General features: G+C 39.7%; 10 protein-coding genes. 6 read left to right on the forward strand and 4 right to left on the reverse strand.

Going from position 1 to position 13,108, the window contains the following annotated elements; genetic code table 11:
- Positions 1-43 precede the first annotated feature (43 nt).
- Positions 44-1,135 carry a T9SS type A sorting domain-containing protein gene (locus tag J0M37_02295; protein MBN8583898.1) on the reverse strand — a complete coding sequence of 364 codons (1,092 nt, stop codon included), beginning with the start codon at positions 1,133-1,135 and terminating at the stop codon, positions 44-46.
- A 552-nt stretch (positions 1,136-1,687) separates the two neighbouring features.
- Between J0M37_02295 and J0M37_02300 the strand changes: the two genes are divergently transcribed.
- Together J0M37_02300 and J0M37_02305 are read left to right on the forward strand one after the other, a co-directional pair.
- Positions 1,688-2,950: an amino acid permease gene (locus J0M37_02300; protein MBN8583899.1), complete on the forward strand. Its 1,263-nt coding sequence runs from the start codon at positions 1,688-1,690 to the stop codon at positions 2,948-2,950.
- A gap of 228 nt (positions 2,951-3,178) precedes the next feature.
- Positions 3,179-4,084 carry an FAD-dependent thymidylate synthase gene (locus J0M37_02305; protein ID MBN8583900.1) on the forward strand — a complete coding sequence of 302 codons (906 nt, stop codon included), beginning with the start codon at positions 3,179-3,181 and terminating at the stop codon, positions 4,082-4,084.
- A 31-nt stretch (positions 4,085-4,115) separates the two neighbouring features.
- Here J0M37_02305 and J0M37_02310 read toward each other — a convergent pair whose 3' ends face one another.
- Positions 4,116-4,898 carry a DUF4239 domain-containing protein gene (locus tag J0M37_02310; GenBank protein MBN8583901.1) on the reverse strand — a complete coding sequence of 261 codons (783 nt, stop codon included), beginning with the start codon at positions 4,896-4,898 and terminating at the stop codon, positions 4,116-4,118.
- Between the two features lie 224 nt (positions 4,899-5,122).
- Between J0M37_02310 and uvrA the strand changes: the two genes are divergently transcribed.
- The gene (gene uvrA, locus J0M37_02315; protein MBN8583902.1) at positions 5,123-7,963 is read left to right on the forward strand and encodes an excinuclease ABC subunit UvrA; all 2,841 of its coding nucleotides are present in this window, start codon (positions 5,123-5,125) and stop codon (positions 7,961-7,963) included.
- Between the two features lie 99 nt (positions 7,964-8,062).
- On the opposite strand, the gene J0M37_02320 is transcribed toward uvrA, so the two are convergent.
- Both J0M37_02320 and J0M37_02325 read right to left on the reverse strand, forming a co-directional pair.
- Entirely contained in the window at positions 8,063-9,085 is a 1,023-nt protein-coding gene (locus J0M37_02320; GenBank protein MBN8583903.1) for a glycosyltransferase family 9 protein, read from the reverse strand.
- 138 nt (positions 9,086-9,223) lie between these two features.
- Positions 9,224-10,096, reverse strand: a complete 873-nt coding sequence (locus J0M37_02325; protein MBN8583904.1) for a lysophospholipid acyltransferase family protein — start codon at positions 10,094-10,096, stop codon at positions 9,224-9,226.
- A gap of 168 nt (positions 10,097-10,264) precedes the next feature.
- Between J0M37_02325 and J0M37_02330 the strand changes: the two genes are divergently transcribed.
- The 3 genes from J0M37_02330 to rfbD are packed head-to-tail and all read left to right on the forward strand — an operon-like array spanning position 10,265 to position 13,084.
- Positions 10,265-11,224 carry an aldo/keto reductase family protein gene (locus J0M37_02330; GenBank protein MBN8583905.1) on the forward strand — a complete coding sequence of 320 codons (960 nt, stop codon included), beginning with the start codon at positions 10,265-10,267 and terminating at the stop codon, positions 11,222-11,224.
- A gap of 1 nt (position 11,225) precedes the next feature.
- On the forward strand, positions 11,226-12,182 hold the full coding sequence (locus J0M37_02335; GenBank protein ID MBN8583906.1) for a carbohydrate kinase family protein: 957 nt from the start codon (positions 11,226-11,228) through the stop codon (positions 12,180-12,182).
- A complete protein-coding gene (gene rfbD / locus J0M37_02340; GenBank protein ID MBN8583907.1) occupies positions 12,179-13,084 on the forward strand; it encodes a dTDP-4-dehydrorhamnose reductase in 906 nt (301 codons plus the stop codon). Before J0M37_02335 ends, rfbD begins: the two co-directional genes overlap by 4 nt.
- Positions 13,085-13,108 lie beyond the last annotated feature (24 nt).

Genomic DNA, 13,108 nt, shown 5'->3' on the forward strand with positions numbered 1-13,108 from the left:
TTCAAAGGAGTCCTTTCAGCTATTAACAGTATATAGCAGAATATTATTTAACTAAAACCATTTTCATGGTTTTACGGAATTCACCGCTTGAAATGCTGTAATAATAAACACCGCTTGCCAGACCACCTGCATCAAATGTCACTTCATAGCTTCCGGCCGGTTTGTATTCATTAACTATCGTTGCAGATTCTTTACCTGTTAAATCATATACTTTTATAGTTACATAATTCCCTTCAGGTATGCTGTACCTGATGCCGGTTGATGGATTGAACGGGTTCGGATAATTTTGTTCAAGTGAATATTTTTCCGGTATTAAATTTCCGTTGTTCCCGTTTGAAAGTAGTGCGCCGGGATTATAAGGTGTTATATACTGAAGGTTTGCCGCAGTTGTGATAGTACGTATTAAACTTCCGGTTGTTGAATCAATTTCGTGAACCCCTCCGCCGTTAGTTACCAGGTATCTTCCATTGCCCAGTAAATATGCACCGCGGTTACCTGTAATTCCTGTCAATGTTCTGACATATGTGCCCGTTGAATCAATAATTGTAAACCCGGAATTAGGGATACTGAAAGCAGAAATTCCAATTCTACCTCCCGGTAACTTTATCAGTTGCTGAGGAAAGTTTACATCAGCAGCGGTATAAAAATTTGATAAAAAAGCGCCTGCAAGGTCATACCTTGTTATTTTGTTTGCCCCGGATGAATTTGATACAAGTATATCTCCGGTTCTTATCAATACATCAAACGGAGAGGATAACCCTGTACTTATAAAACTACCTATACTTACGCCGCCTGTATCAAACTGCTGAACAGTATTTGCGCTCGCGCCTGAACCAACAGTAACCAGAAGGTTACCGTTAGGTCTGTAACAAATACCCCTTATGTTATCGAGAATGGATGTGTTTACTCCTGAAGATGGAGCATAGAAGCCAATATATGCACCGCTTGTATCAAATTTTTGCACAACATCACTTAACTGGTCTGATACAATTATAAACCTGCCGGAAAAATGCTGCTGGGCATCTTTTGGACTTTGCAGCTGCGGTGAAGTGGTTGGAATAAAATTAGCATCCAAAAGGTCGCCGGTCTGCGCATCAAATAAATATACTTTATCATCTGTCCATTCAGGTATCATCAAAAATCTGTCTGCAGTTATCATGCTTGATACAACCGGATCAAGTTTTCCGTTTGTGTTATCTTTAACTGTTCCGTTAGCATAATAAAGTTTTGAATTATTATTATCATACAAAGAAGTTATTTCATCGTAAAAAGCTGCATACCCTCCGTTGAAGATATTTACCGGGTCGCTTATTACTGCATAAACTACTTTTCCGTCTTCAACGGATTTTGCGTCTATTAAATATCCTGTGGTGGTTTTAATGCTGTATGGCTGGTTATTGCTTAATGCTATTTTTCTTGCATCTAATTGTAATTGGCGGTTTTGTTCAGCATTGATCATAAGTTCTTTAAAACTTATTCTTGGCTTTGATATTATAGAAATTGTTGAAAAGAATAATATCAGAATAATTGATAAATATTTAAACATAAAATACTCCTTAATTAGGTTAAAATATATTTAAACTTAAATATTTAAGCTCCAAAATAACACAGATAAATAATTCTCTAAACTTAAAAAATAAAAATTTGGTGCTTAAATTATTGAAAATATTACATTAAATTTCAGAATATGAAAAACAGGATATCACTTGTTGCTGCTGTTTCTATTGGTATAGGGGGTATGATCGGAGCAGGCATATTCTCAATTCTGGGAGTTGTTGCTGAAGCTTCCGGAGCCGCAATGTGGCTCTCATTTTTAATTGGCGGAGTAGTCGCGCTGTTTTCAACTTACTCATATGCCAAGCTTGGAGCAAAATTTCCCACTGCCGGAGGAGCCGTGGAATTCCTTGTGCAGGGCTGGGGTAAAGGTACTGTTTCCGGCGGCCTGAATTTATTCATGTGGATAGGTTATGTGATCGCGATCGCATTATATGCCCAGGGATTTTCATCATATGCTATGACATTCATTACAAATAACCCTTCGCCTCTGTTAATTAAAGCGGTTGCCGCAGGTGCTGTAATACTTTTTACACTGATCAATATGCTTGGAGCAGGCGATGTGGGCAAGGCTGAAACATTTATAGTTGCTGTTAAAGTATCGATCCTTGTTCTGTTTGCAGGGGCCGGACTCTTCTTTATTAACCCGGCAAATTTAGCTCCTGTTCACTGGAACTCATCTGAATATATTTTCTTCGGAGCGGGAGTTTTATTCATAGGTTATGAAGGATTCGGTTTAATAACAAACGCAGCGGGAAATATGGATAACCCTTCCAAATCATTGCCAAAAGCCTTATACATGGCGGTTTTTATTGTAATACTTATTTATCTTGCTGTATCTATAACTGTAACCGGGAATTTAACTACCGGCCAGATAGCCGCTGCACGTGATTTCGCGCTGGCAGAAGCTGCAAAGCCATTCCTTGGTATGCTGGGTTTTAAGCTCATTGCAATTGCTGCATTGTTTTCAACAGCATCTGCAATTAACGCCACTTTGTTCGGAGGCTCAAATGTAAGTTACATGGTGGCAAAAGATGGCGAGCTTCCCGCAGTCTTTGCCCGGGATGAAATTAAAGGGGCTACTGGCGGACTCTTAATTACTTCACTGATGGTGATCTGTTTCATATTATTTTTTGACCTGGCGGGAATCGCAATGATGGGCTCAGGCGCTTTTTTGCTTGTATATGCAGCAGTTAATGCTGGACATTTGAAAATACTTAAACAAACCGGCGCAAAAGGCTGGATAGTGGTTACTTCATTGGTGTTATGTTTGATAATGTTCGTAATACTCGAGATCTATACGTTCCGTAAAGCCCCGGAGGCAGTATATACTATGATAGCGTTATTAATCGTTTCATTTGCCGCTGAGGCTGTTTGGCAAAAATTCAGGAAGTAAAAACCGTTACATTTATAAAGTAAAGGCTGTTTAAGCCTTTAAACTTCCATCACAATTTACTATTTTGCATCAATTCACTCAAACAAGCAGTCTTTTAGGGATATTTTTGTTTAATACTCCCGCTTCATTACAATTAATAATTCAATTTAGCACAAAAATTACATGTCAGCAGAAAATAAGGATAGTATAAATAAAGAATACACCGAAGTACCGGAAACCAATCCAATTATGGAATCACTCGAGCGCCCCAAAGTTGCTACGCTTGATGAAATTTTAGGCAAGCCGTTCAAAGTGCTTGATGACGGCTTTATCCGCGTAATTGATTACATGGGTTCGGATGAATCCATCGTGCAGGCAGCAAGGGTTTCATACGGCAAAGGTACAAAAAAAGTTCATGAAGACCGCGGGCTTATAAGATATTTAATGCGCCATCACCATACAACCCCGTTTGAAATGTGTGAGATAAAATTCCACGTGCGTGTGCCAATGGATTGCTGGAGGCAGTGGATCCGCCACCGCATGGCTAATGTAAATGAGTATTCCACCCGCTACAGCGTAGCGATTGATTCTGCGCAAACTACCGGAGAAGCTGAATGGCGCATCCAGGCATCAGGCAACCGCCAGGGTTCAGCAGGTTTTGCCGGCGATGCTGAAGGCAAAACACTAACGGAAAAAGAGCGTTACCTGCAGTCACTTGCCCGCGAAATTTATGATGAACGTCTTAAAATGGGAATTGCGCGCGAGCAGGCAAGAAAAGATCTGCCGCTTTCCACTTACACAGAAGCATACTGGAAAGTTGACCTGCATAATTTACTCCACTTTCTTTATTTAAGAATGGATGCGCATGCGCAGTATGAAATACGCCGCTATGCGGAGATAATGGGCCATGAAATTGTAGCTAAATGGTGTCCTGCCGTTTGGGAAGCATTTATGGATTACAGGGTGAATTCAAACAGCTTTACTAGGCTTGAAATGGAAGTATTGACCGCAATGACTCAGGGTGATAACGAAAAAGCTGTTTCACTGGGCAGATCATTTAACTGGCTGGATGATACCGGCAAACCTAAAAAGAACCGAGAACGGGCAGAATTTGAAGATAAGCTCTCAGGGCTTGGCTTAAAAGCGCCGTGGTAGTTATTTTCACAATTACATACTGCTGATAAAATTACATTCCCCTGTTTAATAGCTGGATCACATACTCAAATGGTTTCGGATCGATTTTTATATAACCGCTGAAAGGATTATCAAGGATCAAGATCATATATAGTATTAAAGTATTAAGTACGGTTAAAGCTGATGTCATTACAAACTGGTGTATGATATTTTTTGCATAGAAAAAATAAGTATATATAACAGTTACAACAGAGCCGAACAGCAATACTACCCAAATTATCCCGGGAATATTATTACTGCTGTCAAATATCCTCATCCTTCTTCTCTCACCTGCATCATTAAGATGCTTAAGGGTTTCCTGGTAAGCAATTTCATTCTTAATTACAGCGCGGTCCATAGTTGCAAAGAAAGTCCAGATATTACTAAAGCTTTCCTTTGCTCTTTCGCTTGGCTGGCCCTGTTCCAGCAGCTTCCATTCATCATTTAAAACATCTTCTGTGTATTTCCTCAGCAATGGAATAACCTGCTGCCTGTATGGTTCCGGCAGAGCTTTTGAATTATGGAATATATCGGCAAGCTCTATAGATTCAATTTCAACATTCTTTTTTGAGTTATCATATTCTTCCCAAGTTGCAAAAACAACGAAGGCTACCAAAACGGCATAAATTATGCCGAAGGCATTGAAAATAAATCCTCCTACTTCATGGTTTTGTTTAAGTACATCTTCGGTGTAAAATTTCCTTACTATCTTTAATCCAAGGTAGGAAATTAACACTGTAATTGAACTTAAAAATGTTAAAGCAATAGCGGGGTGCCAGTCTAAAATAAATTCCATAGCTCAAAAATATAGGTAAAATTAATCTTAAACAAGTAAATTATATACATTTTACCCCTGCCCTTCCATCCAAATTCATTCATTTTTTCTTCAAACATTTTCAGTTAACTTACCCTCTTAGTCAAATTTGATTTCCCGAAAATATGCCTGATTCATGAACAAAGGGCTGCAGCAACTTGTTCGGTTGTTTTTGGGATATCAATTCAAAACACAATAAAACTAATTTGTCATTCTTAGATAAAATATCCATACAGGGCGCGCGTGTTCACAATTTAAAGAATATCGATATCGATATTCCGCGCGATAAATTTGTTGTGATAACCGGCATATCCGGCTCGGGAAAGTCGTCGCTTGCTTTTGATACCATTTACGCTGAAGGCCAGCGCAGGTTCGTTGAAACCCTTTCGGCATATGCCCGCCAGTTCATTGGCGGGATTGAACGCCCTGATGTTGATAAAATTGAAGGGCTTTCGCCATCAATTTCGATCGAACAAAAAACAATTTCACACAACCCGCGTTCTACTGTTGGTACTGTAACTGAAATTTACGATTTCTTAAGGCTGCTTTATGCTAAGTGCGGCACACAGCATTGTACAAACTGCGGACAGCCCGTACAAAGGCAAAGTGTACAGCAGATAATAGATCATATCAGGGAAAATCTTGATACAAGAAGAATAAATATCCTGGCTCCCGTAGTTAAAGGCAGAAAAGGCCATTACCGCGAGCTCTTCGAGCAGATTGAAAAAGACGGCTTCACAAAAGTAAGGGTAGATAAAGTCATTAAAGATATTACTCCCAAAATGAAGCTTGACCGTTATAAGATACATGATATCGAAATTGTTGTTGATAGAATTATGGTCACAAAAGCCACTTCTCTCAGGCTGACTGATTCCATAGAAACAGCACTGCGCTTCGGTGGCGGCATTGTTATTATTACAGAATCAGACAGCGACGGCACAAAAGATATGCTGTTCAGCGAAAAGCTTGCATGCCCATCCTGCGGAATAGGCTTTGATGAACCGGCGCCAAATTCATTTTCTTTCAACTCACCTTACGGCTGGTGCCCTGATTGCCTTGGGCTGGGGGCACGTAAAGAGCTTGATGAAAGGCTGATAATTACCGATCATGACCTCTCAATTTCAGAAGGCGCTATTGCGCCGCTTGGCAAGCCAAGGACTAACTGGACCTTCACAGTTTTAAAACAGCTCATTGAATCATGGGGATATGATTTTGATACCCCGCTGAAAAAGCTTACGAAAGATGAGCTTGAGATAATTATGAACGGCGACAGCCAGAAGCGAAATTACAAGTATGTTGATTCCCGCGGTATTCAAAGGGAATATTCCCATAAGTTCCAGGGTGTTAAAAAAATAATTTTAGATTATTACCGCAACCAGACCTCAGAATATATTTCCAACTGGGCAGAAAGCTTCATGACATCCAATACCTGCGATACCTGCAAAGGCGGCAAGCTAAAGGCTTCAAGCCTTGCAGTGCTTATAGAATCAGACTCCGGCAAAAAGAACATATATGAAGTTTCGCTTCTTTCAATAAAAAAGGCGCGTGAATATTTTGATACGTTAATATTAAATGAACGCCAGCAGATAATAGCTAAACAAATTCTTAAAGAAATTAAAATGCGGCTTGAGTTCATGCTTAATGTAGGGCTCGATTATTTATCACTAGATAGAAATGCACGAACACTCTCAGGCGGCGAAGCCCAAAGGATCAAGCTCGCAACACAGATAGGCTCACAGCTTCGAGGGGTTCTTTATATACTTGATGAGCCAAGCATCGGACTTCATCAGCGTGATAATGAGTTGTTGATAAGATCACTTAAGAACCTGCGTGATATAGGCAATACTGTTATAGTTGTAGAGCATGATAAGCAAATGATGGAAGAAGCTGATTTCGTTGTGGATCTGGGTCCGGGTGCAGGCGAGCATGGCGGAAAAATTGTAGCCTTCGGCAAACCCGGCTCATTGAATGGCAACTCCCTTACTTCGCTGTATATATCAGGTAAAAAAAATATCGAAGTCCCCAAAAAGCGCAGGATAGGCAACGGCCAGTCACTTGTTCTCAAAGGCGCATCCGGAAATAACCTTAAAAAAGTTAACCTGACTGTTCCTTTAGGTAAATTCATCTGTATAACTGGAGTAAGCGGTTCAGGCAAATCATCGCTTATCAATGAAACCCTCTACAGGGTGCTTTCAAGGAAATTTTTTAAAACCCCCGAGCCTCCGCTTCCGTATGATACAATTGAAGGGCTTAAGAATGTTAACAAAGTAATTGAAGTTGACCAGTCGCCTATTGGCAGAACTCCGCGCAGCAATCCCGCGACATATACGGGTTTATTCACATTCATTCGTGATCTTTTTGCAACTCTGCCTGAAGCAAAAATACGCGGCTATAAGGTCGGCAGGTTCAGCTTTAATGTAAAAGGCGGCAGGTGTGAAGCCTGTGAAGGCGGCGGTTTGAAGAAGATCGAAATGAACTTTCTGCCTGATGTGTATGTAACCTGTGATGTTTGCCGCGGCAAAAGATATAACCGCGAAACCCTTGAAGTTCGTTATAAGGGCAAAAATATTTCTGATGTGCTTGAAATGACTGTTGAAGAAGCAGTCAGCTTCTTTGAAGCTATTCCTTCGCTTAAGCGCAAGCTTCAGACATTGTATGATGTGGGTCTTGGTTATATAAGGCTTGGCCAGTCAGCAGTGACACTATCAGGCGGAGAGGCGCAGCGCGTTAAGCTTTCAACTGAGCTTTCAAAAATTCAAACCGGGAAAACAATTTATATACTGGATGAACCTACAACAGGCCTGCATTTCGAAGATATCAGCATGCTTCTGAAGGTTCTGAACCAGCTTGTTGATAAAGGTAATTCCGTTATTGTGATTGAACATAACCTTGACGTGATAAAAACCGCTGACTGGATAATAGATCTTGGTCCTGAAGGAGGCGAAGCCGGTGGAAAAATTATTGCTGAAGGCACTCCCGAAGATATTGTAAAAAAATACATGAAAGATTCCGTTACAGCGAAATTCCTGAAGCCTGAATTGAAGTAATTTACTTGGAGTGCGCTTACGTGTCAGGAAATACCTGACACCACTTTTGTACATTCAATATTGATTTGACATTTGGATTTTGGACTTTGACATTTCTCTTCATATCAATTCTTCCATCAAAGCAACTATCTTCTCAGCGCTCTGGTCAACCATACATTTAAAATGTCCCAACGGGCATTTATCCCTGCCGTGATCCGTACAGGGCCTGCACTCAAGTGAATCAATTTCTGCAATTTTATATTTAGAGGTAAGCGGGTAAAATCCGAATGAAATATCTGTAGAACCATAGATCAAAACTATCGGGATACCGCTTGCAGAGCCTAAATGCTGCGCGGCGGAATCTGCACTTACTAATGCTTTGGAATATGTCATAACTTCATAGGATTCAAGCGGGCTAAGCTTTCCGCAAAGGTTCATAAGAGAGTCATCATTTACTTTTTGTTCAAGTGCATTGCAGTATTCTGCGTCACTTTCTCCGCCCAACAAGGCTACATTATAACCCTTTAACAGCAATAATTTACATATTTCCAATGCCTTTTCAGCCGGAAGCTGTTTTGTAAACCATTTAGAGCACGGTGCCAGGCTTACCAGGTTTGCTTTGTGAATAAGCAATTGCCTTACCCTGTCTTTTTGCAGTGTGGTTGGATACAGCCTTGGCGTTAAGGATACTTTTTTTTCATCATATTGTAAACCCGGGATCTGCCTGATAAGCTCAAGATTGCGCAATATTTCATGCTTATCTTTTACATATTTAACTTTATTGGTTAATAAAAAACGCAGGGAATTTTCTTCGAATCCTATGCGTACTTTGCTTTCACTGTAATAAGTAAGCAGCGCGCTGCGGAAAAATCTGTGGGGTGATATAACAACATCATATTCAACCTCACGGATCTCATTCAAAACTTCGATGAATTTATCCAGCTTATCGCCGCCTTTTTTATCATACGGAATTACAGAGTGTATTGCAGGATGATTTTGAAGCACACTTTCTGTTGATGGTATGCATAAAAAATCTATCTCTGTATCCGGCAAATGAGCTTTAATGGTCTGCACCATTGGCAGCGCCAGGATAACATCTCCAAGAAATGCTGTTTGTATTATTAATATTTTTTTATTTTTCATTTTAATCCCCCTTGTAAAGGGGGAGGATTAGCTCAAATATTCTATAAACTATAATTTGTTATAAATTTATGTCCTTCTAAACAGCTCAATTGGGGATTTAAATATTTAATACTTTCAATATTCACACAAAAGCTGCCTTCAAACAACATTCTTAAACCTCCTGTGAAACCATAGCCAGTGATCAGGCCTTAATTTGATATACTCAACAAGCAGGTTTACATGATCTTGTGTTAAGGCTTTTATATTTTCTTCAGTCGGTTCTTTATATTTTGATGTATCTATTTCATGCATTTCCAGTGAATAAGTTCCGTCATGATCTCTGGTAGATACACCGAACAATACCGCTGCCCCGGTTTTGATCGCTATCCTTGCCGTTCCTTCATACGTTGGCACACCTTTAATAAAAAAATCAACCTTCACATTTTCCTTTGGGGCTGATTGATCTCCAAGCATCGCTGCAATACCGTTATTTTTTAATACTGTCAGTATCCCCCTGAGTGAATTCCGCATATCGAGCATTTTGTTTCCGCTGTAAGTCCGTATCTTATTTATTCCTTCGTTGACTCTTTTATTGGTCTGCTCTTTAACAATTACATTAAAAGGAACATTAATTAATTTGCTTACACCAAATGCAGTTAATTCCCAGTTGCCGTAATGTGCGCTTATCAGAATAATTCCTTTGCCCTGTTTCAGCTTCTCGTTAAAAATATTGATATTTTTAACCTTCATTTGTTTTGTAAGCTCACCGGCTGTAAGCTTTCTCATATAAAAAAACTCAGCAATTACGGTTATTACATTTATATAACAGCCTTTAACTGTTTTATTAATTTCAGCTTTACTTTTCCCGGGGAAAGCTAGCTGCAAATTGCTGATTGCGGTTTTTTTCCGAACCGGTATTATATAATAGAACATTTTACCTATAAGCTTTGCAAGTAACCTGATAAATCCAAGCGGAAAAATCGGTATTATCACCTTAAGCAATGAAAATAATACGTAAAGCAGAAAATTCATCTGAATTCCGGGTAAATGTTCAAAGTTTTCAACAACAAAACTAACCAAAAATCACACATATAGCAATTTATTATAACTTACTGTTAACCTTTACGGTAACCAGCAGAAAAATGACTATATTAAACATTTGCTAATTGCTATATTTGCTGAATATTTATAATAAATAAGATGAAATACAGGCAGCTTGGTAAATATGGCTTAAGGCTTTCGGCAATTGGTATTGGCAGCTGGTTGACTTATGGAATGTCAATTAATGATAAAACCGCCTTAAATTGCATAAAAACAGCCCTTGATGAAGGTGTAATTTTCTTTGATACAGCAGATATCTATAATAAAGGCGAAGCTGAGCTTTCTTTAGGCCGGATATTTTTTGATGAGCTGAAAATCAGGCGTGAAGATGTTGTGATTGCATCAAAATGTTTCTGGCCCATGTCGCAAAATCCAAATGACCAGGGACTTTCCAGAAAGCATGTTTTTGAATCTGTTCATAAATCGCTAAAACGGCTTAAAACAGAATACATAGATCTTTATCAATGCCACAGGCATGACCCCAATACCCCGATGGAAGAAATTTGCCGTTCATTCAATGATCTTATCCTGCAGGGAAAATTATTATACTGGGGTGTAAGTGAATGGTCTGCTGAAAATATCAATGAAGCGGCAGCGGTATGTGAAAAATATAACCTGCACAGGCCGGTCAGCAATCAGCCGCAATACAATATTATCCGCCCGCAAATCGAAACGAACGGAGTAATGGCAGCATGCGAAAAATACGGAATGGGTGAGGTGGTTTGGTCACCGCTTGCACAGGGCTTGCTGAGCGGCAAATATTCAGGTGGCAAAATACCTGGTGATTCGCGGGCAGCAAACGAAAAAGTAAACCATTTTATAAAAGAGAGCATAAGCAATACAAAGCTTCTTGAGCAGGTTGATAAATTCACGGAACTGGCCAAAAGTATCGAAGCAACACCTTCACAGCTTGCGCTGGCATGGTGCCTGCGAAAAGAAAATATTACCAGTGCTATTACCAGCGCTTCCAAGCCCGAACAGGTAACAGAAAACTGTAAAGCTGCTGAAATTGATTTTTCGCCCGCCTTAGAGCAGGCTGTAAAGGAGATCTTCTCTTAAATTGAAACTGGCAGTCATCGGTGAGCCCTGCATGGATTATATTCATAAAGGAGCTTTTACCACTCAAAAACAGTTCGGGGGAATTCTTTACTCACTTGTTTCACTTGCGGTAATTTCCAAAGGAAATGCGGTTGTTTATCCCGTTATGAACCTCGGAGAAGATGAGTTTGAAAATGTAACAGGGTTTCTGAAAACAATTGGCAACATTGATCTTTCTTATATAAAGAAAACTTCACATAAAACCAGGGTTGTAAATCTATTTTACAAGGATAAGGATTCTGTTCTGAACGTATCCACTAAAAAAACATATGACCGTGAAGAAAATTCTACTGAACCTACGTTGCCTGTTCAATATGAACAGGTTAAGGAGCTCCTTCCGGAACTCGATGGAATTCTTGTTAACCTGGTATCAGGTGTAGATCTTGCGCTGGAATCTCTGCAGAAAATAAGAAGTAATTTTAACGGATATATTCATATGGATCTCCATAACCTTGTAATGCAGACATTTCCGGACGGAACACGTAAACAAATGCCTGTTGCCAAATGGCAAAGCTGGGTTTCCAGGCCGGATACACTGCAAATGAATGAATCTGAGCTGAACATTTTAACCGGTGAAAATGTAACCGAGTACCAAACAGCAGCGAAGATATTAAGCAGCGGTTATACAAGGTCACTTGTCGTTACAAGAGGGCGCTCAGGTGTCAGCCTCTTTAGTATGAATAAAGAACGTGATGCTGAAAACAACGAGCTTTCTAAAACTGATGTTCCCAGAATTGACAGTCCGGGTTTTATAGATTCAACCGGCTGCGGTGATGTTTTTGCAGCAAGCTATTTTTACAAAAATGCCGAGCTTAAGCTCGCCGATTCATTAGCCGCATTAAATTTTGCAAATAAAATGGCAAGTATAAATGCTTCGCTTCACGGAGTAGAAGATCTGCCAAAGCTTACAGAACTTTGAATAAACCTAAAAAAATATTAATCACCGGCGCTAACGGCCTGCTTGGGCAGAAAACAACCGAGCTTTTCAGGCATGAAACTCAGCATGAAGTGATCTTAACTGACCTGCATGATAATGCATATGAATCACGCGGATTTGATTATTTCCCGATGGATATCACCAAAAAGGAAGAAGTTAAAGATGCCGTGAAGAAATATCTTCCTGATATTATAATTAATACCGCTGCTTATACCAATGTTGATGGATGTGAAACCGACCGTGAATTAAGCTGGAAGGTTAATGTGGATGCAGTAAAGCATTTTATTATCGCATCAAGAGTTAATTCTTCTAAAATAATTCATATTTCCACTGACTATATCTTTGACGGCAAATCAGGCAATTACAGTGAAACATCAAAGCCAAATCCTTTGAGCTATTACGGTAAAAGCAAGCTTGCCGCTGAAAATGCTCTGGTAACCAGCGGGATAGATTTCGCAATAATAAGGACAATGATCATTTATGGTACAGGTAAGAATCTAAGGCCAAATTTCGCGGTGTGGCTGATAAATATGCTTTCCGAAAAGAACACTGTCACTATTGTTGATGACCAGTTCGGTATGCCAACCATGGTTGATGACCTAGGATGGGCTTTGGTAAAAATGGTTGACCTGAATAAATCAGGTATTTATAATGTTTGCGGCAGCGAATATTTAAGCAGGTATGAATTTGCGGTCAAGCTGGCTGAAATTTTCGGCTTCAACGAAAACCTGATAAAGCCAATAAAGACAACAGACCTTAACCAGGCTGCTTCGAGGCCTATGAACTCGAGCTTTATACTGCTTAAAGCTAAAACAGATCTCGACCTGAAACCGCTGAATGTAACCGAAGGCTTAAGCCTTCTTAAAGTTCAGCTTGGATTGTAAAAATTTTCTAATACGTAATTCCAA

The organism is Ignavibacteria bacterium, from assembly GCA_017303675.1.
In the GTDB taxonomy this organism is placed as follows: domain Bacteria; phylum Bacteroidota; class Ignavibacteria; order Tepidaquicellales; family OLB5; genus OLB5.

Bases quoted from the DNA above. Each gene is read 5' to 3' on its own strand.
- J0M37_02295 (MBN8583898.1), bottom strand. From the start codon at position 1,135: ATGATACCTGAATGGACAGATGATAAAGTATATTTATTTGATGCGCAG.
- J0M37_02300 (MBN8583899.1), top strand. From the start codon at position 1,688: ATGAAAAACAGGATATCACTTGTTGCTGCTGTTTCTATTGGTATAGGG.
- J0M37_02305 (MBN8583900.1), top strand. From the start codon at position 3,179: ATGGAATCACTCGAGCGCCCCAAAGTTGCTACGCTTGATGAAATTTTA.
- J0M37_02310 (MBN8583901.1), bottom strand. From the start codon at position 4,898: ATGGAATTTATTTTAGACTGGCACCCCGCTATTGCTTTAACATTTTTA.
- J0M37_02320 (MBN8583903.1), bottom strand. From the start codon at position 9,085: ATGAAAAATAAAAAAATATTAATAATACAAACAGCATTTCTTGGAGAT.
- J0M37_02325 (MBN8583904.1), bottom strand. From the start codon at position 10,096: ATGAATTTTCTGCTTTACGTATTATTTTCATTGCTTAAGGTGATAATA.
- J0M37_02330 (MBN8583905.1), top strand. From the start codon at position 10,265: ATGAAATACAGGCAGCTTGGTAAATATGGCTTAAGGCTTTCGGCAATT.